Here is a 22,731-nt window from a genome sequence, read left to right as displayed (position 1 = left end):
ATCAGTAAGCTTTGCGCAAGCGGTCAGCAAGTTCATCCGGTAACGGACTATCTTCAACTGCTTTAGCCGCCCGTTCAACATTGTAAGGTACCCTGATAGAGTCCACATGGATTCCATCCCTGTCATTAACCGAACTGCTTTCATTTATAGTCAGCAGCACATAGCAGCAATTGGGGTTGCCATCTTTTGGTTTGCCAACGGAACCGATATTAATGACATGCTTAAAGCTGCCGTTATCATCAATGATGCGATGATAAGGTAAATGGGAATGACCAACACATAAAATATCCGCCTCAGCTTCGTTCATCATCGCCAGTACATAAGTTTCGTCAGTATCTTCCAAAACATATTCATTGATACTGCGGGTACTGCCATGCGCCAGAACTATATTCAAATGATCATTATTCAATTGAAATTCCAGTTTAATATGTGCGGGTAACATAGTCAGGTATTGCCTGTTTTCGGCAGAAACCAGTTCATAAGCGTAGCCTTTTGTCTTTTGGTCGTGGTTCCCAGCCAATGTGGCAATACCGCGCCTGCGGATTTCAGCAATGATCTCATTAGGCCAGATGTTATATCCGATCATATCGCCTAAACAATAAACCGCATCCACTTTACGACTGTCCAGGTCTGTTAAAAATGCTTCAAATGCCGGCAGGTTGGCATGTATATCAGAAAATAGTGCTATCCTCATTATCCGTTCCTTAACATATCTGCATATTCGTTCGGAAGCTGGCTATCTTCCACGGCTTTGGCCGCTTTTTCTATATCATAGTCAAAGCGGATAAATTCTACCTTAATGCTGTTCTTATCTTTAACAGAACTGTTTTCATTGATCTGCAGCAACACATAACCACCGCGCGGGTCTTTATCTTTCGGTTTACCAACCGAGCCGATATTGATGGCATGACGGTAATGGGTATCCTCCGTGATTTCAGTTGGTAAAATGCGGTGATAGGGCTGGTGGGTATGGCCGAAGCACATCACATCGGCATCACCTCCTTCCATAATACGCAGCATACTTTTTTCATCCCTGTCTTCAAACAGGTATTCATTTACTTTACGGGGACTGCCGTGTACAAAAAGCACGTTCAGTTTATCATTATTCAATTGAAACTCTAAACGAATATGTGCAGGAAGGGTACGCAGATAAGCCCTTTGCTCATCTTTCACCACTTCGTTGGTATAAGCAATGGATACTTTGCCCATCGCTTTTTCCTCGTCGGTTTTATAGGCACAGCCGCAATCATCGCTGTGACGGCCGATGCCAAAATCATAGTTTCCGGTAATACAGGGGATGCCTCGTTTACGGATCTCGTCAATGACTTCATTTGGCCAGATATTATAACCTACAAGGTCACCCAGGCAATAAATGGCATCAGGCTTTTGAGTTTCTACGTCATTGAAGAAAGCCTCCAGCGCCGGTAAGTTAGCGTGTATATCAGAAAAAAGAGCAATCTTCATTATTGTATAGTAGTTAGCGTTTTAGTTTTAGAGGTATAGTATTTTTTACGGAAATAGAAAGCGAGGTTAACTAAAGCGATCAGCGCAGGCACTTCCACTAATGGACCAATCACCCCGGCAAAAGCTTCGCCTGAATTAATGCCAAAAACACCAATTGCAACTGCAATGGCCAGTTCAAAGTTGTTACCGGTAGCGGTAAAAGCGATAGAGGTGCTCTTGGAATAATCCGCACCAAATGATTTGCCGATAAAAAAGCTTAGCACGAACATGATGGTAAAGTAGATCACCAGCGGAATTGCTATCCGCAATACATCAAAAGGTATATGTACGATCAGGTTTCCTTTTAAGCTGAACATGACCACGATGGTAAATAGCAAAGCTATCAGGGTGATGGGCGATATGAACGGTACATATTTCGTTTGGAACCATTCTTCGCCTTTGAGTTTGATTAAAGTGTAACGGCTGATAACGCCTGCGGCAAAGGGAATGCCTAAGTAAATGCCCACGCTTTTCGCAATCTCACCGATGGTGATATTTACGGCTAACCCTTTCAGGCCAAATAATGGCGGCAATACGGTAATAAACAGGTAAGCATAGACACTGTACAACAGCACCTGGAAGATACTGTTCAAAGCGATCAGACCAGCGGCGTATTCGCGGTTGCCTTCTGCCAGTTCATTCCAAACTACCACCATCGCGATACAACGGGCTAAACCGATCAGTATCAATCCGACCATATAAGCCGGATGGTCGCGTAATAAAGTTATCGCCAATACAAACATCAATACCGGCCCGATGATCCAGTTAAGGATAAGTGAAGCGCTTAATACTTTCGTATCCTTGAACACCTCGCCCATGTTCCCGTATTTCACTTTGGCCAACGGTGGGTACATCATTAAGATCAAACCGATAGCTAAAGGGATATTGGTTGTACCGCTCGAAAAGGAGTTGATAAAACCAGACGATGAGGGAATGAAATAGCCAATAGCTACGCCAATAGCCATCGCCAGGAATATCCAAAGGGTTAAGTAGCTATCAAGGAAGCTAAGTTTTTTGCGTTCTGCCGCCGGGGCACAGTTGTTTGCTGACATAATTTATGGCGTATATCGGGTTTTAATATGAATTGAGTGTAAACTACTTCCAGTTTTCTTTGAATTTAGAGGCGGCAAAAAACATTTCCGCTGTAATTAATTTGGCTTGCGCCTCGTATTGCTCCTCGGTCGCACCTGCTGGCAAAGCTGCATATTTTAGTTTAACGGCGAACTTATCGGGGCTGGCCAGCAGTGAAGCCGCGCTTTCCTGTGCCAGCACATGGATCGCCTGCGGGTTTGAAGGCGAGGTTTCCATTGTCACCGAACCACCCTGGTCGTTATATTTGGCTTCGTCACCGCTGAGCTTAAAGCCCAGTTTCGCTAATGCCGGGGCTACTTTAGGAGAAGATGAAGCACCAACTACGAAGATCTTTACATCATTGATACCGTAAGATGCTAACGCTGATTTTAATACCGCTTTAGCAACCGGTGCACTAAAGCCATCGTTGCCGACAAACTCTACGATCACCGGTAGTTTCTTGCCTTTAGTAACGATGCCCAATTGCTGGATACCGTAAAGCACTTCCTGCCGTTCATCTGTAACGAGAGTGCTCTTTTTGATCTGTTTAAAGGCTTGCGCGAGTTCAGGATAGATGGGGTCTGCCACTGGTGCAAAAGCGGAACTTACTACCAGTAGGCCTGCTAAGAAAAGTAAGGATAAGTGTTTCATGATTTTTAAGTTTGGTGGTTAAATTGGTTTATTGCTATTTAACGATTGATAAGGTCAAAAAAGGTTAGTTAACGTGTTTACTTACAAAACCAGCCGCGTAAACTTTGATCATATCACGTACCCTGCGAAACTCATCCATTACGTCTTCGGGTGTGCCGGTCGCTTTAGCCGGATCGGGAAAGTTCTCGTGGAAGCGTTCCACCTGACCCGGAAAGAATGGGCAGGCTTCATTGGCGTTATCGCAAACGGTGATCACCCGGTCAAATGGGATAGCCGTATATTCATCTACATGTTTAGAGGTATGTTTGGAGATATCAATATGATCTTCAGCCATCACCTGTATGGCTTTGGGATTAACACCGTGCGTTTCAATTCCTGCACTGTAAACATTGGCCTTATCAACTGCAAAAAAGCGCAGGTAACCTTCGGCCAATTGGCTGCGGCAGCTGTTACCGGTGCAAAGCACTAATATGTTTTTCTTGCTCATAATTCTTTTTTCATAACAATAGCTGATACCGGGCAAACGTGGCTAAACTCGGATGATCCTTGAACCTCGGCAGGCACTTCTTCCCGGGTAATTTGGTTGTATCTCTTTCGCTCGAAGTACGCCGATGCTGTTTCTGTTAATAGGTACAAAGCTGAAAGGTCATTCTTTTTGCTCATACTGTCCAGTCTTGCCAATAGTTTGCCAGCGATTCCGGCATTTCTATGTTCACGGTGCACGGCTAAAGAGCGTAACAATCCGTAACTGCCATAAACCTCAACACCACCGACACCAACCACATTACCATCCTGAATGGCAACAATAAAATTATCCAGCGTTTCCGGCAGGTCGGCTACCGCTAGCTTTTCAGCCACCAGCAGCTCAACTATTTTGTCCCGGTATGTTTGCGCTTGGTCGATGATCATATTTCCAATATTAGCAGCAGCCTCCGCCTGGCGTGCAGCAAGCTTCAGCAGGTGCAGCCAGGTTCACTAATTGTACTTTAGGTTTTTCCGCTACTGCGGGTGTACAGCATTCTTCACCTTTTTCGGTCGTACCGCAACTGCCGCCACGGCCTATCGCTTTACACTGAACCGCATCAGGGCGCAGGTCTACGGTTAAAGCATTGCCGTCAACGATCATTTCGTTCGGGAACATTTGGCGGGTATCAAACCCTGAATTACCGAACTCGATCTTTACCGTACCGTTCGGGTTAAGCGGCAGCATTTTTTCTAGAATGTCTACGATAGATAAAGCTTTGCCAACTTTCATAGAACGTTCCTGCTGATCAGCATTCTCCGGTACCCATAATTGCACGATGATCTCTGTCCAGGCATTCATGACACCGCCGCAGTCTACCGAAGTGATAGGCGCTTGTTTGATCTCAGTAATATGATAAGCTGCATCTACCAGTTTGCCTTCCGCGTATTGGAATTGCAGGTCAAGGTCGGGGTGCTGTAATAAGGTGTCTTTAAAGGTTTTCCAGTTGATCGCTTCTACTTTATTCATGGCTTTATAGTTAATTTTATCATTGCAATATTGCGATGGATTTAATCAAATTTTTTTTAACAGCAGGTAGTCTTCAAATCATACGCCGCAAAGAACCCGCTCATTTGTTCACGTAATTCATTCCAAACAGGCGGGTTGATGCAATAGCATACACTCACGCCATCAATGGTTCCTTGTATCAGGCCGGCATTTTTCAGTTCTTTCAAATGCTGTGAAATGGTCGGTTGTGCTAAACCCAATTCGTCTACCAGGTCACCGCAGATACAGGTATTCGATTTAATGATCTCCTGTAAGATGGCGATACGGGCAGGATGCGCGATGGCTTTGAGCATCACAGCTAACCTGTTCTGTTCTTCGGTGAATATTTCTGTTTTGGTAAGCCCCATAATTATATTGCAATATTACGATTAATATTTTAATTATCAAAAAAATAAAGAAAAATAATTTAGAAGATTGTCCCTTGTTCCAGGATCACAACAATATTTTAAGTAGGCATTTAAATGCCATTTGGTTGACAAATTCCTCCCAAGATTCCTATATCAATTTCGGGCGTAGTGTAATTATAATTTGATTAATGAAGATAAGACAGATCTGGTTCTTGACAAGATATTTAAAGCAAATGAATTTTAAAGTTAGTTCGTTATCAGTGAAATGATATGGTTTTAATGAAACTAAGTGAGAAAAGACCAGACATTTTAAATTGATTTTAACCGTTTTTTGTTTTATCACGGTTTTATCACAAAGAAAAAAGGCCTCACGAAAAATCGTAAAGCCTTGATTGTCAGAGTGGAGAATATCGGAGTCGAACCGATGACCTCTTGCATGCCATGCAAGCGCTCTAGCCAGCTGAGCTAATCCCCCGTGGTGGGCTGCAAATATAGAATTTTGTGAATTAAAATGAAATTCTATTGTTATTTATTTTATCCGATCCTGTCCCAGCGCCTTTACCGTCGGCTTGTTTAATTTAAACTTAAAATATACATGCACCTGGCCTGCCCTAAATTGCTTCACGGGCGGGAACAAAAGCTTATAAAAAAGTAAAGCCCCTGATGGGCAGGGGCCTTTACTAACCAATTATAAACCTAAATTATGAGAAGACTACTTTATGTATTGCGTTATTTTTAATACGGTGTAAAAGTAACACTAAGTTTTGATATTCGGAAAATAAATTTTGTAATTGTTTTGTAAGTTTTATCAATTACACTACCATCCGGTATCTTATTGTCAAAAATAAGAATAAAACATTATTAATTTACTAATTTTTTCAAATTATTTGATAATAATTATTACCTCGTTCATTTTTATTCAAAAATGATACGATTTTATTTATAAAGTTTACAAAAATTTAATTTTAAATGATTTTTAAAGTAAAATTAGAATTAAAACCCGGTTTAAAATTAAATTTCAAAGCGTCTTTTGTTTTTAAAGCAAAATAATCGCTAATTTTTCTTTAAAAAACTCCAAAATACCAAAATTTTTTTGCCTTAGTACTGCTTTTAGCTCCTTAAAGAACGATTGTCTGCTAAAACAATTTATGTTCTAAACGCACTTGCATAATAAAAATTACTTTACAAAGGCTTTTTTTTAAAGATGCTTTAACACTTTTGCAGCAAAAACATACTGCCTTTTTAAATATGTCATCAACACATACCGCAAAACAACATCCGCATCTTACGCCATTAACTTTATGGATCATGACCATAGCTACAGGTTTGGTGGTAGCAAACATATATTATAATCAACCATTACTGGCCGATATGGCGAATACTTTTGGCGTAAGCGATAAAAAAGCGCAGCAAATATCGCTTTTTACGCAAATTGGCTACGCTACAGGTTTATTATTTATAGTGCCATTGGCGGATATGCTTAAGCGTAAGCGTCTTATTTTAATTGATTTTGTGCTCATGATCATATCGTTAATAGCCTGCGCCATGGCGCCTTCGGTAACTATACTTATGATAGCGGGTTTTTTGGTGGGCGTATCATCGATTATTCCGCAATTGCTGATCCCAATGGCGGCCCACTTAGCCAAGCCACATGAGCGGGGTAAGAAGATTGGCTTTGTAATGAGCGGCTTATTAATCGGCATTTTGCTGTCACGCACATTAAGCGGTTTTATAGGCGAGCATTTTGGCTGGCGAAGCATGTTTTATATAGCCGCCGGGTTAATGTTGCTCATCTGGGTTATGATATTTTTGTTTTTGCCCGAAATTGAACCCGATTATAAAGGCAATTACGGTAAATTGATGAAATCATTGATCCATTTAGTAAAAACCCAGCCTAAATTAAGGTTGGCAGCATTCAGAGGGGCTTTATGTTTTGCCGGTTTCAGCGCATTTTGGACAACGCTGGTATTCCTGTTAAAACAGCCTCAGTTTAATGAGGGCAGCGCCGCTGCGGGTATGTTTGGCCTAGTTGGCGCTTTCGGTGCGGTAGCCGTTGGCTTTATGGGGCGCCTGAGTGATAAAATGGACGCATACAAATTATCAATTTATACACTTTCGCTTATCCTGATCTCTTTTATTGTATTCTATTTTTCGAGCCATAGTATAATAGGACTAATCATCGGGGTTATTCTGCTTGATATGGGTGTGCAGGCTACTCATATCTCTAACCAGTCTATTATTTTTGCATTGATCCCGGAAGCCCGCAATCGTATCAATACAGTATACATGGTGTCTTATTTTATAGGCGGGGCTTTAGGCACGTTCTTCGCCAGCTTAGTTTGGAAAAACTACGAGTGGAACGGGGTATGTGCTATTGGAGCTGTCTTATCGGTAATAGTAATAGCGGTGCATTTGTTATACTACAGGAAATCGTCCGGTAATGCACCTGATGTTCGGTAACGCATACCTGTTTATCTGGTCCGAATGGCTATCCCGGGTAGAGTTGGCAAAAAAAATTAAATTTTTCCTCCTAAAAAAACTCACTGTATTACAGCAATTTACACCCAATTGTAAAATAAATCTGAATTTTTAATGACTTTTTTTGCTCTCGGATAAAAGTTTGGCATCGATTTAGATTGGTACTTATCAAACGCAGTTGTTATGAAGGCAAAAGACAAAGCGGTTAAACCTGAAGAAGAGAAAGAGTGGGAAAACCCAGTGGAACCGACAAAAACTTCAGACCCACGCGATGAGGAACAAATATTAAGGCAGTATAAAGAAGCAAAACGCCGCCACGATAACCTCACCGAAAACGGGGACGAAAAAAAGAAAGACTAAAACGAAGACATTAAAATATTAAAACATTCAAAACCTACAACATGAAAACGCAAAAACAAACATCAACCACCAAACTAATAGCAAGCTTTGATAATGCACTTAAAAACATCATCATGAGCGACTTAAAAGCTATCAAAACTAAAACGCCCTACTTAACGCCGGCAGCTTAAACTAAATATAAAAAACATCACCTACACTACATCTACCTATGAAAGCATATAAACCAACCCCCGCAATAACTAAATTACTTGCACGCTTTGATGCCGAATTATTGGAGCTGTTGAGGGAAGATCTGAAAAACTACAGGGCCAAAACCCAATTCATGAGCAACAACAAGCAGGTAGCAGCACAGCAAACGCTGTCTGCCGCTTGATCAACATATATATATCTACCTATCGAGTACTAACATCACCTATGAAAACGTGGAGCCCTGCAAAAACAGGGCTCTATTTTTTTAGTAAAGCCGGGCAAGCTTAATGCTATCTTTGTTTAATATTAAATAACAATATATTAACACTTTGGTCACCTAAAGTAAATGCCTGAAACGGTTATTTGGGTAAAGCGGCGGGCGAATGGCCTATGCGGTTGAACATCATATTGCACCATCTATTTACGCGTGTTACCGTTAACCAGGTGATGAACAAATCGGTTACGGTCAATTGATCCTGCACGAGCAGGAGCTAAAGACTGATTGTCTGTATGGTGTATTGTTATCTGTGAAATTACATACTCTACATAAATACAAACATTATGGACCAGGTTAATTATCCCATAGTAACAATTGTTGTTATTGCTGTTATTATTTTGCTGGTTTGGATCATCAGGCGAAACCAGAAAGATGAAAAAAAGTTGGAACAGGATATCATCCAATCCGAACTAAAACCAGAAGAAAATAATGATAAAGAAATAGAATCCTGAGCTTGTTGTTAAAAACAACCTGGCTAAATAGCATTTCCCTGCGTCATTGCGTACAGCAATAGTGGTCTTTTACTTTAAAGAAGTCGCTGAATTTACTATGATTTCCTATCTGCTTCAGTATATTTAACAATTAACCCGGCTGTTTTGGCTGATGCCCCCGGTTGCCCCATGCGCACATCAAGCTCGTCATAATTATTGAGTATGTTTTGGCGATAGGTTACATCATTGACAATCAGTTTTAACTCTTCACTTATCTTGTTAGCCGTACACTCTTCCTGGATCAACTCCTTCACTACCGCTTTATCCATGATCAGGTTAACCAGCGATATAAATTTAAGCTTAACCAGCATGCGCGCTATGGCGATAGTTAATTTCCCGCCTTTATAAACCACTGCCTGCGGCACATTAAACAGCGCGGTTTCAAGTGTTGCGGTACCGGAGGCTACAATAGCTGCATGGGCATGATTCAGCAGATCATAAGTGCCGTTGAATACAACGGGGATCTCGGCGCCGTTTAAGTAAGGCGCATAATAATCAGCCTGAAAAGCCGGTGCACCGGCAATTACAAACTGGTATTCAGGAAAGTTGGCCGAAGCCCGGATCATATCGGGCAGCAGTCTGCTGATTTCCTGTTTGCGGCTGCCGGGTAACAGTGCTATAATTTTCTTTTCGCCAAGTTTATTTTTTTGCAGGAAATCAGGGTCAGGATTAAATGCTGAAACCGCATCAAGCAAAGGGTTACCTACATAATCAACATCCATTCCCCACTCTTTGTAAAATGCCACTTCAAAAGGCAATATGCAAAATAGGTGGTCAACAATGCGTTTGATTTTTAACACCCGCTTCTGGTTCCAGGCCCAAACTTTGGGCGAAATATAGTAGTTAACCGGTATGCCATTAGCTTTGGCGTACTCGGCTATTTTGAGGTTAAAGCCGGGAAAATCTATCAGGATCAATACGTCGGGGTGGTAAGCCGAGATATCCCGCTTGCACGATCTCATGTTTTTAAGAATGGTTTGCAGGTTGGCAACCACTTCAACAAAGCCCATAAAAGCCATATCGGCATAATGTTTTACCAGTGTGCCGCCCTCGGCCTGCATCAGGTCGCCGCCAAAAAAGCGAAATTCAGCATCCGGGTCAAGCGATTTGAGTGCTTTCATCAAATTAGCCCCGTGCAAATCGCCCGAAGCTTCGCCGGCTACCAGGTAATATTTCATTATAGAGATTGCAATTTAAAAATGAATATGGCCAGCATAAACAAAAGCGAGATCATGGCAATGCCGTTTCCCGTTTTATCGGCCCCTTTGCCATAAAAATAACGGATGATAAACAAATTGATGGCAAAAGCAACAAAGTAGGGAATACCCGGCTTATGCATGAAAACCAGCTGATTTTTAAGCAGAAATCCAAAAACAAACAGACTAACACCTGGCAGTATGGCGCCAATGAGCAGGCCTAAGGATACGTCGTTTTTGTTTAGCATAATTACAGGTTGAATTTCCAGTTGTTTAAGTAGGGGATAACGTGGTGTGCAGTCATATCAAACTGCACCGGCACAACCGAAGCATAACCCTGTTCCAAAGCCCACACATCGGTATCCTCGCCGCCATCATTCAATTGAAAAACACCGGTAAGCCAGTAATATGGCCTTTTATGCGGATCCATGCGTTCATCAAATTCTTCGGCCCATTTGGCAGCCGCCTGCCTGCATATTTTAATGCCTTTAATGTGTTTGGTACCAGGAAAGTTTACATTTAACAAACTGGCTTGTGGTAAACCATGGGCTAAAACCTGTAAAGCAAGTTCTTTTACAAACCTGATGCAAGGCTCAAAATCGGCCTGTAAAGTATAATCATCTAACGAAAAACCTATCGACGGGATACCCTCAATGGCTCCCTCAACCGCTGCCGACATCGTGCCCGAATACAGCACATTGATAGAGTTATTAAGGCCATGGTTAATGCCCGAAACACAAAGATCAGGCTTTTTACCTTTAAAGATCTTGTTAACAGCCAGCTTCACGCAATCAACCGGAGTGCCCGAGCAGCGGTACATTTCAATGCCCTCGTAAATGTCAACCTGGTCAAGCCGTAAAGGTTTGCCGATGGTAATGGCATGCCCCATACCTGATTGCGGACTATCCGGGGCAACAACTACAACACGGCCAATTTCGGCCATGGCATCCATCAGGGCTTTGATGCCCGGCGCGGTGATGCCATCGTCATTTACAACAAGTATGGTGGGTTTGGTAACTTTCATTGGGCAAAGTTAACAATCCTCAACAATGTAACCCGGCCAGGCTTATTCTACTTTTAATTTAACCGAGTTTACCCAAATGGCATCCCTGTCAAAACTGGCTTTGAAATTCCGAAGCATAAAGTTTTTGTCCGCTTGTATTTTGCCTCTGAAAACCTGTTTGCCGTTTATGTTTACAACAACCGGTTGCTCCAGGTTTACCATTAGTGGGCTAATCATTATCTCTGTTTCTTTTACACCCGATGTTTCAAGGTTGAATATATTATTGAAAAATGTCCCTTTAACGGCGGCGCTTTTGTTCAGGCCCTGATACTGCCGGTACCTGGTATCAATTTCTTTTTTGATCTTATCATAATTAGGAAAAGTAAGTGACTGATGCCAGGCAGCACGATTAAGTCCGGTATCGATACCCGTTAGTTTTATCCATGCGTACGAATTATAAATTTTATCGCTATAGCATTCCCAATAGATTGTGTTTTTGAATAAGTTACGGCTCACACTATTTATAAATACGGGTGTATAAGGAAGGTCGGTGTTTAAATGCTTATCGTAATGTTGGTAGCCGATGTATTCCTTATAAATCAAATGATTATGCCTATCTTTTAACCAATCCATAATAATGCGGGTTTGTTGGATGGGGCGCAGATCGTCGAGGTCAGAATGTACCACGTATAGCGGATTGTTTATAATGTTTCTGATATAAAAGTCGCGGGCAAAGATATTGTCGAACATTGAATTATACGCCATAAAGCCGGCGAATTGATTTGGTGTGTAAAGACCCAAACCAATGGCGCCGTCCGAGCCATCTGAATGCCCTAAAGCAAATATTTTGCTGTCATTGATGTTAACTTGCTTTTTTACCGAAATTAATATATTGGCCAGTGTTTGATAGGTAAAATTTGGCACATCGCGATCGCGAAAAGCTTTTTTATTTAATACCCAGTTGAAGAACTTTTTAGGGTCACCAATCGGCCTGACAATGACGTTATCCTGCTTTTTAAGGATGGCAAAAATGATATCATCGTCAAATTTTTGAATGCTGTCTGCATCGGCGAAACTACTTTGGCCAACGGCACCATGAAGTAATAGTATACAAGTGGATTTACGTATGTTATTATAAGAAACAGGCACAAACACCCTGAACGGCACTTTACCAAACAGCGAATCAGTATAGTAGAAAAGATAGTCTTTGCCGCCTTTTATATCCGGGTAATCATGCCAGTTGCTAAGCAGTTTAAAGGTTGAATCGGCGTCGATCTCATTGTTAACCCGGATCTGGCTGATCCTTTTCTCGGCGTTGGATGCGGCTTTTTCTAAAGCGTTTTCCTGTGCAGATAATGTAGATGAGAATGTAAAAAATAAAATAAATAAGATTAGATGGTTGAGGTTTAGTTTCATATTTTGTAGTTATAAGTACTTATATGACACGCCTGCATCGGAATAGTTGCATATATAATATTTAATAATATTGGGTTTGTTTACATGGCGGCTATATTGGTAACAAAATGAATTTTAGTTATATTTGATTTATGCTGACGGCTGATAAGAAAAAATACACCATTGATGATTATTTGATGCTTGAGGAAGGTGCTCCTTTTCAGTTGATTAACTATGATTTAATTATGTCGCCTTCACCCCTTCCCATTCATCAACAGATCTTATATGCATTGTCTGAAATTATTGTTCTTTACAATATTCAACATGGCCGAAAAGGGCAATGGCTTTACTCTCCTATGGATGTGAAGTTTGATGTGGGTAATATAGTACAGCCCGATATTCTTTACATAGCAGAAGATAGAAAGAAAGAACTAATAAAGGATCGCATTGAAGGTGCACCCGACTTAATCGTAGAGATACTCTCACCCTCAAATGCGTATTATGATCTAAGGCAGAAAAAGGACATCTACGAAAAATACGGTGTAAAGGAATACATTATCATAGATCCTATTCAGCAAAATGCCGATTTATATATTCTAAAAGAAAGAGCTTATGTCCTCGAACAAAAAGCTCAATTAACAGAGGTTCTTAAATCAGTGCTGCTACCAGGTTTTGATATTGAAGTATCCAAACTATTCCAATAAAAAAAGCCCCGTCCCCGGAGCTTCTCAAATTTTATAAACTGTTTATCCACTTTACCAGTTCATCGCGGGTTTTGCCCGTTTTTTTCTGAAGCTTGCCAAGTGTTTCATCATCTTTACCTTCCTGCCAGGCAAGGTCATCGTCGGTAAGGTCGCCGTAGGCTTGTTTGATTTTGCCTTTCAGCTCATTCCATCCGCCTTTTATTTCTAACTTGTCCATAATGTTTTTTATTTAGATGTATCAGGATAACGGACGAGGCCAAGGATGGTTTGAAAAAAAGCCAAAAGCAGAATGCCGAAAGCTGAAAGCCCTGGAATGGTTATCAAAGCTACTTAACTAAATCTCAACCCTAAGCCCGGATCGTGGTTTAGTATGTATTTTCCGTCACTAAATTCCGGCATTACATAAGGGTTATTACTTACTAAAAAGGGGCCGTCAAGGTCAACCCAATCTGCTTGCGGAGCAATGGCTAAACCTGCTAAAGCGGCACAGCTTGTTTCGGTCATACATCCAATCATGATCTTCAGGTCAAGCTCGCGGGCTTTGTCAATCATTCTTTTCGCTTCATATAAACCTGCAGATTTCATCAGTTTAATATTGATCCCGGTATAAATACCTTTCGCTTTTTCCACATCTTCAAAACGTTGAACGGCTTCATCGCCAATAATAGGAATAGGACTCCGTTCGGTGAGCCAGGCATTGCTGTCGGGATCAGTTTTGAGCATGGGCTGTTCTATCAATTGTACCCCTTGCTCATGCAGCCAATGGGTCATATCCAAACTCTGCTGCAGATCTGTCCAGCCCTGGTTAGCATCTACATAAAGCGGCACATCGGTAACTGAGCGGATGGTAGAGATCAATTCTTTATCCGTATCCCGACCAAGCTTAACCTTGATCACTTTAAACCCTTCTGCCTCTTTTACCTTTTTGATGATCATTTCGGGCGTATCAATGCCTATCGTGAAACTGGTAACGGGCATCAACGCAGGGTTGCTTCCTAATAACTGCCAGCAGGGCTGTTTTTTTAATTTGCCGTCCAGGTCATGCAACGCAATATCAATGGCTGCTTTAATAGCCGGATTACCAGGAGCAATGCTATCGAGGTAATTGATGATCGCTGCAAAATCAAAAGGGTAACTAAACCGGGCAATATCAACCTTGCTTAAAAATTCCGTAGCACTTTGATGGCTTTCGCCCATATAAGGCACCATTGAAGCTTCGCCGTAACCGGTTTTGCCTTCATGGCTGATCTGCACCAGCATAACCGGGGTAGAGGTACGCGAAAATTTGGCTATCGTAAAAGCATGCTTCAGCTGAAGCTCGTAAGGTTGATATGTCAGTTCCATGTTAAAAACCAAAGCTAAAATTTTAGTACGAAAATCGTGCTTATCTTTGCGGCCATGCCGGCACAAATTTATTCACCGTTCACCAGTTTCAATTTCAGCAACAATAAATGTTTCCTTACAGGGCAAAACCTTAATTCGCCCGAGGAACAGATCCAGGTATTTCCGCAATGGCTCATGAGCCGTTATGAGCTGGAAGATAAGCCTTTTAAGTTGCTCGACGAAAGTATGGCTACTTATAAAGACCTGAAACTGCCCTGCACAGCCGAAGTTAACGAACGCTATCTTGAACCCCTCGAAAACGAAATTGCTGTTGCTTTTGATAGCGGTTACGACGCCGTGAAAACGCTTGATGAGGACAAACTGTTTCTGTGGGCGGGTAAATTGCTGTACGGAATTATTTTTAATGAGATTCAGGCCGGCATCAAACTCCAGCACTCGCAGGGCGAGGAATTTAACATATCGCAATCCATTATCCACAAGTTCAATAACCTGCACATGATGCTGCAAAGCCTCAATCTGCCGGTTGAGTTTGATGGTTTTAAGCCGTACAGCCTGATATTGTTTAAGGTTGATAATGCTGAGAACGTTTTTGGCTACCGCGATGAGATCAATACGCTTACCTTTTCATTAAGGATAAAAGATTTTGGCCTGATACTTTGCCTGCAGGATAACGGCGCCAACGCCCGCTATCATAAAGAAGCTTTAGATAAAATTGGCGATAACATATTGCACCCCATCCAGTTTGAAGAGTTGAACGCCCGGTTCTTTTATTCGGCTTACCTGTTTAACCGCCTGCCCGAGTACGATATTTTCAATATTGGCGATACTATATCCTTAGAAGCCCTGCCCCTGCGTGGTACCAGCAGCAAACCACTGTTTGACGACTGGATGAACAAAACCTACGGACAGGTACTGGAAAACTTTTGGAAAAATTGGGGGTTCCTGCTGTTGGAGATTATCAGGAACCCCGAAAAACCTATGAGCTTTTTATTTAATGCTGATGGGGAGTTTATTAATGGCCAAGATTTGAAACTGCCATTGTAATTTGCTGCCAAAAATCGGGCAAAATTTCATGGTGAAATATAATGGTGATCATCAAGCCGCTCAGTGCGCCATAAAAGTGGGCATCGTGGTTGATCTGATCGCGCGAATACTTTGAGGCATAATGGCAATATACCAAATATAACACACCAAATATTACTGCCGGAATAGGTATCGGTATCGGCAATATCATCATCTGAGCCAATGGATTATATAATATTGCACTAAAAATAACCGCACTTACTGCCCCTGAAGCTCCAAGGCTGTAATAGCTGTAATGATCTTTGTGTTTGAGCACAGTTGGCATATCGCTTAAAATTAAGCTTACAGTGTACAATATGGCAAATTGAACGTGGCCCAATAATGGCTCCAACCCGAACGCGAAAAAATAAAACGACAGCATATTGAAAAACAAATGCATCCAATCGCGGTGAATAAGCCCGCTGGTGATGATGGTATGAATATCCTTTCCCCGCGAAACGGTGTAAGGATGCAGCATCATACGGCCATAAAGGTTATTGTTTGAAAAAGCTAAAAGCGAAGTAATAATTGTTATTACGAAAATAGCACAGGCCACCGGGGCCGTTTGTAAGTATTCCATTTATTTAAGGTCGAGTTTGGTATTAGTTAATAGTCTGCCTACCGGGTAGCGCATAAAAGTTTTTTCAAAGTAAGGCGAATTGCGGTAAACAAAGAATAATTGCGCTCCGGCATTATTGGCCAACTGTGGGTCTTTCGCTTTGGCATCTTCCAGTTTTTGTTTAATCGACGGATCCTTTTTTAGCAGATCGGCGGCTATATCTTCAAAAACATAGTCCGAAAAATATTCTTTTTCGCCCAGCACCGAATCAAAAAAGTTCCACGCAAAAAACGAGTCGACACCTTGCGGTTCCAGCGTTTCCACGATATAACGGTTTATTGGCTGATTAGTATATACTACATAATCGCCGGTATAAAATTTAACAGGCATATCCACCGGGTTAAGTTTTACGCCGGTATGCAGATAATGGCCCTCAAATGGCCGGGCCGGTGTTTTCAGATCGGCTATATAATACATTTGCAGGTTAAGCGTAGTATCATGTGCCAGCTGTTTCATTTGTACCCCGTTCAGCTTAAACAAATCAATCACCTTACCCCATGCCTGCGGAATTACATAGGCAACAGGTTTATCGGCAGCGGCAGTAACTTTATAGGTATTGTAATATTTGATGGTTTTAGTGTATGGCTTATCACGATCATAATATAGTCTTGGCAATCCGCTCACTCCGCTGGTTTTATAGCCTGCCTCATAACCTTTAAAGGTGATGGTATCAACCTTACTTTTATCAACCGCCCAGCTTAATGCAAAAGTTTTTTGGCTGGTTACCTGTTCATCGGCTTTACGCTTCAGTTCTCCTATCAGTTTCGCATCGCGCTGGTTAATTTCAATAAGGTGCTGCATAAAATCATAAGTTGCGTATACACGCTTGTCAAAAGGCTTCAGCATGTGCGTTTCGGTAATATAGCTGATGATGTTATGCTGGGCAGTAAAACCGGTAGCAAAGCGAGGGGTTTCCAAAAAACTAACAATGCCAGAATCGGGTAAGCCCTCTTCTCCAGCGCCATAAGGTATCATTTCATAGCCGCTCTTTTTCATTTTGCTGTACAGGTACGGCGTAAGTGTTTCGGTGGTATAATCGGCCAGGATGGGATTTTGCTTTTCCTTTTGAGTTTCAATGAGCGTCATCACATATTGATAGTCGGCGCCATCGCTGGTGTGATTATCTAAAAAGACTTCAGGTTTCCAGGTGGTAAGAATCTGTGTAAAGGCTAAAGCATTGCGGCTATCGGCCTTAATAAAATCGCGGTTTAAATCAAGATTGCGATAGTTACCCCTGAAACCATAGGCCGATGGGCCGTTCTGACTTACACGGCTCAGCCCCCGGTTAAGGTTACCGTCGATATTATACAGCGCTATAAGGCAAATCACCACATCTTTTGGCAGGGTATTATTTTTAAGCAGATCACGCACCAGCATCATACTGGCGTCAATACCTTCCGGTTCGCCAGGGTGGATGCCGTTGTTGATGAGCAATACCCTTTTATTTTGCTTTTTAATAACCGCGGGATCAAATATTTTATCTTTTGAAAGCACTACAAGTGTTAAGGGTTTACCCACATCGGTTGTGCCATAGTTGATAAGTTTCATTTGCTGCGGATACAGCTTATTTAACTTTTGATAGTAATCAATTACCTGGGCGTAGGTGGCGGTATAATTTTTATCCTTACTTAACTCAAACGGTGTAAGCTGGGCTTGGGCAGATAAGGCAATGGAACAGGCAATAAGGGCAGCGAAAACTATCTTCATAAGCAAATACGTTGCTCAAATATAGTTTAAGAATGCCAATTAGATGTGCGGCACACAATAATATTACTGATCGGGTGTGGTACCCCAGCCGTCGAACTCACAATCAAATTTATAACCAAGGCTACACATCTGGCTAATCCATGAAGCTACAACTGCATCTTGCATTTTTACTTTAGCAGACCAGCCGGTAATAATGAATAGATTTTTATCCCCTTCAGAAACGCCATATTTTACCTGGTAGTTCAAATTGGATAATTCCTGCGCAAATGCCCCGGACTTTTGATAGGTATTGGTATAAAAGAAAAACTCAAGCATCAGTTCCCTGTCTTCGTTAACATTTAACGCCCTTAGTTTTTCCATAAGTACCGGCAACATGTTAAGCTGTATTGTCGATTTTTCACTGAATGCCTCTGCCGATACAAATTGTCCGTTATCCTTTTTACCGAAAAAACTGAATAATCCCACGGTGATAAAAATGATGTTATGCTTTTGCTTGTAATTCTGCTATCTCAGCTTGCACCTTTTTGGGTAAACTTTTAACCACTTCATTATATGAGTGGTCAATCATTTCGCAGATTTGTTTACGGGTAAGAGCGCCGTTCATTTGCACAGTGTTCCACATTTTTTTGTTCATGTGGTAGCCAGGCTGCACTTCGGGGTAGCGTTCGCGGAGTTCAACAGCCCATTCAGGGTCGCATTTAACATTGAACCTATCGCCGGTTTGTAAACCGGTTAACAGAAATATCTTTTCGGCAATTTTAAAAACCAGTGTATCCTCACCAAAAGGGAAACCTTCGGTCGCACCCGGTTTTTGCAAACAATAGTCGCGCAGTTCTTCTATGTTCATTACCTGAAATTTCTGACCAATTTGGTGTAGGATACTGTATTGCCAAAGTTATACTTAAATCCAATGCTGTATTGAACAAACTGATCGGGCGCATTGTTCTTAAATTTTTGAGGGTTGTCATTGTAGCCGTCAAGCCCCTCGCCAAAAGTATAGCTATGCTGAACACCAAGGGTTATAGTATAACCAACCTGGTCGTAATCATCGTAAATTTTAAACTCATAGCCCAATCTTATTGGTACCATAAGGTTAATGCTCTTGTCTTTTCCCTGAAAACCCTCGGTTTCGCCAACAGGCCCATGGTTCTCATATCCAGGTGGATTTGACCGTTGTACAAACGCCATCTTATTTTTTATTGCACCAATGCCCGAGCCTATGTAAAAGTTTTTAATAACGTTTAAAAATCCGCTGTTACTATAATCAATTATTTCCCCCATTTGTAAATCGGCACGAAGAACAAGCGCTAAAAAATTATTTTTTGATTTGCGGCCAAACTCGTCTGTACTGGGTGTAAGGCCGCCGCCTTCAATAGTTCCAAAATGGAAATCGAGCGCTATTGGTACATAAGGACTGTAGTTGTAAGTTAAATTGAGCGTACCCCCGGGATGCCATACTTGTTTTTTAAGGTCATCGAACCCACGAGCGTAATTGACACCTCCGCCAATGCCCCATTCATAATAATTAAAACCACTTTGGGCTTTTGCCATAGCCGAAGCACAAACCAAAACAAAAAGCAGAAAATATTTTTTCAATGTATAATTTTAATCAATATTTACAATTGGAGATGGTATTAACCGCCGCCGAAATTTTCACTAATATAAAAGCTTTATATGAATTTCAGTTCATTCATTAAGTTCACAGTAGCCGAACGCTTCTTGCGTTATGTTACCGTAGACACGCAATCAGACCCCTCTTCGGTTTCATTTCCATCAACAGAAAAGCAAAAAGATCTTGGTAGGCTGCTGGTTGATGAACTGCTGGTTATGGGTATAACCGATGCGCATTTGGATGAGTACGGTTATGTTTATGCTACAATTCCGTCAAATACTGATAAAACGGTACCCGTAACTTGCTTTTGCTCGCATATGGATACCGCGCCCGATTGCAGCGGAAAGGATGTAAAACCAATTGTACATAAAAATTACCAGGGCCAGGATTTAATATTGCCTGATGATAACACCCAGGTGATCCGCATGGCCGAGCATACCGATCTGAAGAACCAGTTGGGTAACGATGTTATTACAGCCAGCGGCACCACGCTGCTCGGCGCCGATAATAAAGCCGGCGTGGCCGAAATAATGGATGCCTGCTATCAATTCATGAACCATCCCGAAATAAAGCATGGCGATATCCGGATCCTGTTTACGCCCGACGAAGAAGTTGGCCATGGTGTAGATCATGTGGATATTGCCAAATTGGGTGCCTTTGCTGCCTATACTATGGACGGCGAAAGCGCGGGTAATATGGAGAATGAAACCTTTTCGGCAGATGGGGCCAGGCTTACTATTAATGGTGTAAGCTCTCATCCGGGATTTGCAAAAGGCAAAATGGAAAGCGCTATTAAAATTACCGGGCAAATTATTGCCGCCCTGCCTGATGAACTTTCGCCTGAACATACCGAAGGCATGCAGGGATTTGTGCATCCCGTAGGTATAGAAGGCCATGTGGAAACCGCATCTATCGATTTTATTATCCGGGATTTTGATGAAAATAAACTCGCAAATCACGTAGAGGTTATCCGCCAAACCGCTACTAAAGTATTAAAGAAATTTCCCGGTTCTACGTTTGATATTACCGTGAGCCAGCAATACCGTAATATGAAAGGTGTGCTTGACCAACACCCACAAATTGTTGATTATGCAATGGAGGCCATTAACCGTACCGGCTTAAACGCCAAATTGTGCAGTATCCGGGGTGGTACCGATGGCTCACGACTTTCATTCATGGGCTTGCCTTGTCCTAACATTTTTGCCGGCGAACATGCTTTTCACAGCAGGCACGAGTGGGTATCAATTCAGGATATGCAGAAAGCAGTTGAAACCATTTTGCACCTGTGCATGATCTGGGAAGAAAGAAGTTAAGACATACGACTTTTCTTAATAACACCAAACTAAATTTGAAGATGTATACAATACGTACTGCCACCTTAAACGATGTGGAAACTATCAGTGATATTGCCGATAAAACATGGTGGGTAACCTACAGCCCCATTCTTGAGCGCGAACAGATATCCTTTATGCTTGGCGAGATTTACTCGACAGAGAAAATAACCAAACAGGTTAAAGAAAATCAGCAAACTTACCTGTTACTGGAGGAAGAAGGCAATCCGGTGGCATTTGCAGCCTATTCGCCCCGCGAGGAAAACCCGGAGGTTTATAAGCTGCACAAGCTATACTGCCTGCCGCAAACCCAGGGCAAAGGCTACGGAAAGGTATTGATTAACGAGGTGGCCCAAAAAACTAAAGATGCCGGTAAGAAAACGCTGGAACTTAACGTCAACAGGCACAACAACGCCAAATCATTCTATGAAAAAATGGGGTTTACCATAGCTTATGAAGAGGATATAGCCATTGGTAAATACTGGATGAACGATTATGTAATGCGAAAGGAACTATAGCTGATTGCTATTTGGCGGGAAGGGTTTTTAAAAGCTCTTTTGCGGGTACAGCTTTGAAACTGCCGTCTTTATCTCCAATGATAAGGCTTTCGTTGTTGGCAGCGGCAGTTTCTACCAGTTTGCGGTTTGCCCGCTTCATGCCTTCAAGCACTTTTTCAGCAAACTCGTTTATATCCATTTTATGTGTTTTTGTTGTCATTAGCTTGCGATAAAATCGTTTCCCAAATATCGGGTGTTATAATATTGGTTTTAAGTTCATCCGCACTTTGTGCAACAAACACCGGCCCAAGATCCGTGTTGTTTGCAATCAGCCATTTATCACAAAGAGGTATATACAAAGATACCAAATTTCTTATTCCCCGGTAATATCTCCGTTCTATTACATCGGCAGGGATATTATGGCCTCCTTTACTCACTCGTTTAGCTACTCGTTCCATTGCCATTTCAGGAGAGCTCAACCAAAAAAACAATAAAGTAACTTCATATCCTTTTTGCCGGGCTCTTTTAACCAAAGATACATAACTCCGGGTTGAAAGGCGTTGTTTCAAAGGCAAAGTCAACTCCCCGGTTCAGCAACTCATCAATCCGTTGCAGCATGATCCGGCCGGCTTCGAATGCAACACTTTCCGGATTGAAGGGAGATAGTCCCGCCGCGATGTTATCTGCATTTACAAACTCATTACAGTTAAGCAATTCGGGCAAAACTGTATAGCTTGCCGTGGTTTTACCGGCACCGTTACAACCTGCTATGATATACAAATTAGGCATCCTGTGAATTTAGTTGTTAATCCTTAAAAATAGCATACATATATTTATCCATCACCTCGCCATTTTTAATAACTGACCTTCGTAGTACGGCCTCCTGAATATAGCCTGCTTTTTCGAGCACCCGCATGGATGCCGTGTTTCTATTATACACACCGGCTTCTAAACGCAATAGCGAAAAATGTTCAAAAGCATAAGTGGTTACCAGTTTTACAGCCTCGGTTGCTAAGCCCTTTCCCCAATGTTCTTCACCAAGCCAATAGCCTATTTCCGCGGTTATGCGGCTTTCGTCGGTAAAAAGTTCAACACCAATGCCGCCGCAGGCTTCACCGTTAACTACTATGGCAAAGTTGGTTAAAGGTTGCTGATTTTGGGCCAGGTTTACCCAAAACAGGGCGTCCTCCATAGTATAAGGGCACGGGAACCTGTCGCGCAAAAAAGCCGATACCTTCGGGTTATCCGCATGCTTTTGAAGTGATGCTTCATCGCCCGGTTGCCACGCCCTCAATAAAAATCCGTTGCCCTGTAGTTCCATTATTGTAACAATAAAATGCTTAAAAATAACAATCATTAGCCA

The 22,731-nt window shown here is 41.9% G+C and carries 32 protein-coding genes and 1 tRNA gene; 9 read left to right on the top strand and 24 right to left on the bottom strand.

Annotated features, from left to right (window positions below):
• Window position 1: 1 nt before the first annotated feature.
• The 9 genes from J3L18_RS25920 to J3L18_RS25880 form a co-directional block, all read right to left on the bottom strand.
• Window positions 2–694 carry a metallophosphoesterase family protein gene (locus tag J3L18_RS25920; protein WP_112658249.1) on the bottom strand — a complete coding sequence of 231 codons (693 nt, stop codon included), beginning with the start codon at window positions 692–694 and terminating at the stop codon, window positions 2–4.
• Entirely contained in the window at window positions 694–1,464 is a 771-nt protein-coding gene (locus J3L18_RS25915) for a metallophosphoesterase family protein (protein ID WP_112658251.1), read from the bottom strand. The genes J3L18_RS25920 and J3L18_RS25915 overlap by 1 nt, the downstream gene beginning before the upstream one ends.
• Complete coding sequence (gene arsB, locus J3L18_RS25910; RefSeq protein ID WP_112658253.1) at window positions 1,464–2,555, bottom strand: ACR3 family arsenite efflux transporter; 1,092 nt, start codon at window positions 2,553–2,555, stop codon at window positions 1,464–1,466. The genes J3L18_RS25915 and arsB overlap by 1 nt, the downstream gene beginning before the upstream one ends.
• Window positions 2,556–2,598: 43 nt before the next feature.
• Window positions 2,599–3,225: a hypothetical protein gene (locus J3L18_RS25905; protein WP_112658255.1), complete on the bottom strand. Its 627-nt coding sequence runs from the start codon at window positions 3,223–3,225 to the stop codon at window positions 2,599–2,601.
• A 64-nt stretch (window positions 3,226–3,289) separates the two neighbouring features.
• Complete coding sequence (locus J3L18_RS25900) at window positions 3,290–3,712, bottom strand: arsenate reductase ArsC (RefSeq protein ID WP_112658257.1); 423 nt, start codon at window positions 3,710–3,712, stop codon at window positions 3,290–3,292.
• The gene (gene arsN2, locus J3L18_RS25895; RefSeq protein WP_112658259.1) at window positions 3,709–4,134 is read right to left on the bottom strand and encodes an arsenic resistance N-acetyltransferase ArsN2; all 426 of its coding nucleotides are present in this window, start codon (window positions 4,132–4,134) and stop codon (window positions 3,709–3,711) included. The genes J3L18_RS25900 and arsN2 overlap by 4 nt, the downstream gene beginning before the upstream one ends.
• 10 nt (window positions 4,135–4,144) lie before the next feature.
• Complete coding sequence (locus J3L18_RS25890; RefSeq protein WP_129568220.1) at window positions 4,145–4,717, bottom strand: DUF6428 family protein; 573 nt, start codon at window positions 4,715–4,717, stop codon at window positions 4,145–4,147.
• A 56-nt stretch (window positions 4,718–4,773) separates the two neighbouring features.
• Window positions 4,774–5,103 (bottom strand): ArsR/SmtB family transcription factor, encoded by a 330-nt coding sequence (locus J3L18_RS25885; protein WP_112658263.1) that lies wholly within the window; start codon window positions 5,101–5,103, stop codon window positions 4,774–4,776.
• 401 nt (window positions 5,104–5,504) lie between these two features.
• Window positions 5,505–5,578: transfer RNA gene (locus J3L18_RS25880), tRNA-Ala, on the bottom strand.
• A 773-nt stretch (window positions 5,579–6,351) separates the two neighbouring features.
• On the opposite strand from J3L18_RS25880, the gene J3L18_RS25875 reads away from it, so the two are divergent.
• The 5 genes from J3L18_RS25875 to J3L18_RS25855 all read left to right on the top strand — a co-directional run bounded on the left by J3L18_RS25875 (window position 6,352) and on the right by J3L18_RS25855 (window position 8,859).
• Window positions 6,352–7,563 carry an MFS transporter gene (locus J3L18_RS25875; protein ID WP_208102377.1) on the top strand — a complete coding sequence of 404 codons (1,212 nt, stop codon included), beginning with the start codon at window positions 6,352–6,354 and terminating at the stop codon, window positions 7,561–7,563.
• A gap of 201 nt (window positions 7,564–7,764) precedes the next feature.
• On the top strand, window positions 7,765–7,941 hold the full coding sequence (locus J3L18_RS25870; protein WP_189549084.1) for a hypothetical protein: 177 nt from the start codon (window positions 7,765–7,767) through the stop codon (window positions 7,939–7,941).
• 41 nt (window positions 7,942–7,982) lie between these two features.
• Complete coding sequence (locus J3L18_RS25865) at window positions 7,983–8,111, top strand: hypothetical protein (RefSeq protein ID WP_255485329.1); 129 nt, start codon at window positions 7,983–7,985, stop codon at window positions 8,109–8,111.
• A gap of 38 nt (window positions 8,112–8,149) precedes the next feature.
• Window positions 8,150–8,314: a hypothetical protein gene (locus J3L18_RS25860; RefSeq protein WP_158604167.1), complete on the top strand. Its 165-nt coding sequence runs from the start codon at window positions 8,150–8,152 to the stop codon at window positions 8,312–8,314.
• Between the two features lie 377 nt (window positions 8,315–8,691).
• Window positions 8,692–8,859: a hypothetical protein gene (locus J3L18_RS25855; protein ID WP_167516292.1), complete on the top strand. Its 168-nt coding sequence runs from the start codon at window positions 8,692–8,694 to the stop codon at window positions 8,857–8,859.
• Between the two features lie 95 nt (window positions 8,860–8,954).
• On the opposite strand, the gene lpxB is transcribed toward J3L18_RS25855, so the two are convergent.
• From lpxB to J3L18_RS25835, 4 genes are read right to left on the bottom strand one after another with little or no spacing between them, the layout of a single operon-like run.
• On the bottom strand, window positions 8,955–10,076 hold the full coding sequence (lpxB, locus tag J3L18_RS25850; RefSeq protein ID WP_129568219.1) for a lipid-A-disaccharide synthase: 1,122 nt from the start codon (window positions 10,074–10,076) through the stop codon (window positions 8,955–8,957).
• Window positions 10,076–10,342 carry a hypothetical protein gene (locus J3L18_RS25845; RefSeq protein ID WP_090532473.1) on the bottom strand — a complete coding sequence of 89 codons (267 nt, stop codon included), beginning with the start codon at window positions 10,340–10,342 and terminating at the stop codon, window positions 10,076–10,078. Before J3L18_RS25845 ends, lpxB begins: the two co-directional genes overlap by 1 nt.
• A gap of 2 nt (window positions 10,343–10,344) precedes the next feature.
• Window positions 10,345–11,118, bottom strand: coding sequence for a 5'/3'-nucleotidase SurE (surE, locus tag J3L18_RS25840; RefSeq protein WP_112655549.1), 774 nt, complete (start codon window positions 11,116–11,118; stop codon window positions 10,345–10,347).
• Between the two features lie 42 nt (window positions 11,119–11,160).
• A complete protein-coding gene (locus J3L18_RS25835; RefSeq protein WP_129568218.1) occupies window positions 11,161–12,513 on the bottom strand; it encodes an alpha/beta hydrolase family protein in 1,353 nt (450 codons plus the stop codon).
• A gap of 131 nt (window positions 12,514–12,644) precedes the next feature.
• On the opposite strand from J3L18_RS25835, the gene J3L18_RS25830 reads away from it, so the two are divergent.
• Window positions 12,645–13,196, top strand: a complete 552-nt coding sequence (locus J3L18_RS25830) for a Uma2 family endonuclease (protein ID WP_129568217.1) — start codon at window positions 12,645–12,647, stop codon at window positions 13,194–13,196.
• Window positions 13,197–13,227: 31 nt separating this feature from the next.
• Here the strand turns inward: J3L18_RS25830 and J3L18_RS25825 are convergent, their stop codons facing one another.
• Together J3L18_RS25825 and J3L18_RS25820 are read right to left on the bottom strand one after the other, a co-directional pair.
• On the bottom strand, window positions 13,228–13,413 hold the full coding sequence (locus tag J3L18_RS25825) for a CsbD family protein (RefSeq protein ID WP_091169309.1): 186 nt from the start codon (window positions 13,411–13,413) through the stop codon (window positions 13,228–13,230).
• A 113-nt stretch (window positions 13,414–13,526) separates the two neighbouring features.
• The gene (locus tag J3L18_RS25820; protein ID WP_129568216.1) at window positions 13,527–14,540 is read right to left on the bottom strand and encodes a dipeptide epimerase; all 1,014 of its coding nucleotides are present in this window, start codon (window positions 14,538–14,540) and stop codon (window positions 13,527–13,529) included.
• A 54-nt stretch (window positions 14,541–14,594) separates the two neighbouring features.
• Here J3L18_RS25820 and J3L18_RS25815 point away from each other — a divergent pair, with 54 nt between their 5' ends.
• Window positions 14,595–15,584, top strand: coding sequence for a hypothetical protein (locus tag J3L18_RS25815; protein ID WP_129568215.1), 990 nt, complete (start codon window positions 14,595–14,597; stop codon window positions 15,582–15,584).
• Here the strand turns inward: J3L18_RS25815 and J3L18_RS25810 are convergent.
• The 5 genes from J3L18_RS25810 to J3L18_RS25790 form a co-directional block, all read right to left on the bottom strand.
• Window positions 15,553–16,182, bottom strand: a complete 630-nt coding sequence (locus J3L18_RS25810) for a rhomboid family intramembrane serine protease (protein WP_129568214.1) — start codon at window positions 16,180–16,182, stop codon at window positions 15,553–15,555. The genes J3L18_RS25815 and J3L18_RS25810 overlap by 32 nt on opposite strands.
• On the bottom strand, window positions 16,183–17,928 hold the full coding sequence (locus J3L18_RS25805) for a M14 family zinc carboxypeptidase (protein WP_129568213.1): 1,746 nt from the start codon (window positions 17,926–17,928) through the stop codon (window positions 16,183–16,185).
• A 63-nt stretch (window positions 17,929–17,991) separates the two neighbouring features.
• Window positions 17,992–18,393 carry a ribonuclease E inhibitor RraB gene (locus tag J3L18_RS25800; RefSeq protein ID WP_129568212.1) on the bottom strand — a complete coding sequence of 134 codons (402 nt, stop codon included), beginning with the start codon at window positions 18,391–18,393 and terminating at the stop codon, window positions 17,992–17,994.
• A gap of 16 nt (window positions 18,394–18,409) precedes the next feature.
• The gene (locus tag J3L18_RS25795; protein ID WP_129568211.1) at window positions 18,410–18,775 is read right to left on the bottom strand and encodes an MmcQ/YjbR family DNA-binding protein; all 366 of its coding nucleotides are present in this window, start codon (window positions 18,773–18,775) and stop codon (window positions 18,410–18,412) included.
• Window positions 18,775–19,524, bottom strand: a complete 750-nt coding sequence (locus tag J3L18_RS25790; protein ID WP_129568210.1) for a hypothetical protein — start codon at window positions 19,522–19,524, stop codon at window positions 18,775–18,777. Before J3L18_RS25790 ends, J3L18_RS25795 begins: the two co-directional genes overlap by 1 nt.
• Window positions 19,525–19,602: 78 nt before the next feature.
• Here J3L18_RS25790 and pepT point away from each other — a divergent pair, with 78 nt between their 5' ends.
• A complete protein-coding gene (gene pepT, locus J3L18_RS25785; protein ID WP_129568209.1) occupies window positions 19,603–20,853 on the top strand; it encodes a peptidase T in 1,251 nt (416 codons plus the stop codon).
• Between the two features lie 41 nt (window positions 20,854–20,894).
• Window positions 20,895–21,389, top strand: coding sequence for a GNAT family N-acetyltransferase (locus J3L18_RS25780; RefSeq protein WP_129568208.1), 495 nt, complete (start codon window positions 20,895–20,897; stop codon window positions 21,387–21,389).
• A 7-nt stretch (window positions 21,390–21,396) separates the two neighbouring features.
• Here the strand turns inward: J3L18_RS25780 and J3L18_RS25775 are convergent, their stop codons facing one another.
• The 4 genes from J3L18_RS25775 to J3L18_RS25760 are packed head-to-tail and all read right to left on the bottom strand — an operon-like array spanning window position 21,397 to window position 22,689.
• Window positions 21,397–21,567 carry a DUF8506 family protein gene (locus J3L18_RS25775; RefSeq protein WP_189549082.1) on the bottom strand — a complete coding sequence of 57 codons (171 nt, stop codon included), beginning with the start codon at window positions 21,565–21,567 and terminating at the stop codon, window positions 21,397–21,399.
• A 1-nt stretch (window position 21,568) separates the two neighbouring features.
• Window positions 21,569–21,901, bottom strand: coding sequence for a hypothetical protein (locus J3L18_RS25770; protein ID WP_208102378.1), 333 nt, complete (start codon window positions 21,899–21,901; stop codon window positions 21,569–21,571).
• Window positions 21,894–22,157, bottom strand: a complete 264-nt coding sequence (locus J3L18_RS25765) for an ATPase (protein ID WP_208102379.1) — start codon at window positions 22,155–22,157, stop codon at window positions 21,894–21,896. The genes J3L18_RS25770 and J3L18_RS25765 overlap by 8 nt, the downstream gene beginning before the upstream one ends.
• 16 nt (window positions 22,158–22,173) lie before the next feature.
• Window positions 22,174–22,689 carry a GNAT family N-acetyltransferase gene (locus J3L18_RS25760; protein ID WP_129568207.1) on the bottom strand — a complete coding sequence of 172 codons (516 nt, stop codon included), beginning with the start codon at window positions 22,687–22,689 and terminating at the stop codon, window positions 22,174–22,176.
• Window positions 22,690–22,731 lie beyond the last annotated feature (42 nt).

Origin of the sequence: Mucilaginibacter gossypii (assembly GCF_017569325.2) — a bacterium.
GTDB lineage: Bacteria > Bacteroidota > Bacteroidia > Sphingobacteriales > Sphingobacteriaceae > Mucilaginibacter > Mucilaginibacter gossypii.
The sequence above is the reverse complement of the archived record's forward strand: the minus strand, read 5'-3'. Positions and strand labels throughout refer to the sequence as shown.

Bases quoted from the DNA above. Each gene is read 5' to 3' on its own strand.
- J3L18_RS25890 (WP_129568220.1), bottom strand. From the start codon at position 4,717: ATGAATAAAGTAGAAGCGATCAACTGGAAAACCTTTAAAGACACCTTA.
- J3L18_RS25805 (WP_129568213.1), bottom strand. From the start codon at position 17,928: ATGAAGATAGTTTTCGCTGCCCTTATTGCCTGTTCCATTGCCTTATCT.
- J3L18_RS25825 (WP_091169309.1), bottom strand. From the start codon at position 13,413: ATGGACAAGTTAGAAATAAAAGGCGGATGGAATGAGCTGAAAGGCAAA.
- J3L18_RS25920 (WP_112658249.1), bottom strand. From the start codon at position 694: ATGAGGATAGCACTATTTTCTGATATACATGCCAACCTGCCGGCATTT.
- J3L18_RS25885 (WP_112658263.1), bottom strand. From the start codon at position 5,103: ATGGGGCTTACCAAAACAGAAATATTCACCGAAGAACAGAACAGGTTA.
- J3L18_RS25875 (WP_208102377.1), top strand. From the start codon at position 6,352: ATGTCATCAACACATACCGCAAAACAACATCCGCATCTTACGCCATTA.
- J3L18_RS25810 (WP_129568214.1), bottom strand. From the start codon at position 16,182: ATGGAATACTTACAAACGGCCCCGGTGGCCTGTGCTATTTTCGTAATA.
- lpxB (WP_129568219.1), bottom strand. From the start codon at position 10,076: ATGAAATATTACCTGGTAGCCGGCGAAGCTTCGGGCGATTTGCACGGG.
- J3L18_RS25905 (WP_112658255.1), bottom strand. From the start codon at position 3,225: ATGAAACACTTATCCTTACTTTTCTTAGCAGGCCTACTGGTAGTAAGT.
- J3L18_RS25870 (WP_189549084.1), top strand. From the start codon at position 7,765: ATGAAGGCAAAAGACAAAGCGGTTAAACCTGAAGAAGAGAAAGAGTGG.
- J3L18_RS25760 (WP_129568207.1), bottom strand. From the start codon at position 22,689: ATGGAACTACAGGGCAACGGATTTTTATTGAGGGCGTGGCAACCGGGC.
- J3L18_RS25775 (WP_189549082.1), bottom strand. From the start codon at position 21,567: ATGGATATAAACGAGTTTGCTGAAAAAGTGCTTGAAGGCATGAAGCGG.
- surE (WP_112655549.1), bottom strand. From the start codon at position 11,118: ATGAAAGTTACCAAACCCACCATACTTGTTGTAAATGACGATGGCATC.
- J3L18_RS25830 (WP_129568217.1), top strand. From the start codon at position 12,645: ATGCTGACGGCTGATAAGAAAAAATACACCATTGATGATTATTTGATG.
- J3L18_RS25865 (WP_255485329.1), top strand. From the start codon at position 7,983: ATGAAAACGCAAAAACAAACATCAACCACCAAACTAATAGCAAGCTTT.
- pepT (WP_129568209.1), top strand. From the start codon at position 19,603: ATGAATTTCAGTTCATTCATTAAGTTCACAGTAGCCGAACGCTTCTTG.
- J3L18_RS25845 (WP_090532473.1), bottom strand. From the start codon at position 10,342: ATGCTAAACAAAAACGACGTATCCTTAGGCCTGCTCATTGGCGCCATA.
- J3L18_RS25915 (WP_112658251.1), bottom strand. From the start codon at position 1,464: ATGAAGATTGCTCTTTTTTCTGATATACACGCTAACTTACCGGCGCTG.
- J3L18_RS25765 (WP_208102379.1), bottom strand. From the start codon at position 22,157: ATGCCTAATTTGTATATCATAGCAGGTTGTAACGGTGCCGGTAAAACC.
- J3L18_RS25835 (WP_129568218.1), bottom strand. From the start codon at position 12,513: ATGAAACTAAACCTCAACCATCTAATCTTATTTATTTTATTTTTTACA.
- J3L18_RS25795 (WP_129568211.1), bottom strand. From the start codon at position 18,775: ATGAACATAGAAGAACTGCGCGACTATTGTTTGCAAAAACCGGGTGCG.
- J3L18_RS25900 (WP_112658257.1), bottom strand. From the start codon at position 3,712: ATGAGCAAGAAAAACATATTAGTGCTTTGCACCGGTAACAGCTGCCGC.
- J3L18_RS25860 (WP_158604167.1), top strand. From the start codon at position 8,150: ATGAAAGCATATAAACCAACCCCCGCAATAACTAAATTACTTGCACGC.
- J3L18_RS25820 (WP_129568216.1), bottom strand. From the start codon at position 14,540: ATGGAACTGACATATCAACCTTACGAGCTTCAGCTGAAGCATGCTTTT.
- J3L18_RS25780 (WP_129568208.1), top strand. From the start codon at position 20,895: ATGTATACAATACGTACTGCCACCTTAAACGATGTGGAAACTATCAGT.
- J3L18_RS25855 (WP_167516292.1), top strand. From the start codon at position 8,692: ATGGACCAGGTTAATTATCCCATAGTAACAATTGTTGTTATTGCTGTT.
- arsB (WP_112658253.1), bottom strand. From the start codon at position 2,555: ATGTCAGCAAACAACTGTGCCCCGGCGGCAGAACGCAAAAAACTTAGC.
- arsN2 (WP_112658259.1), bottom strand. From the start codon at position 4,134: ATGATCATCGACCAAGCGCAAACATACCGGGACAAAATAGTTGAGCTG.
- J3L18_RS25815 (WP_129568215.1), top strand. From the start codon at position 14,595: ATGCCGGCACAAATTTATTCACCGTTCACCAGTTTCAATTTCAGCAAC.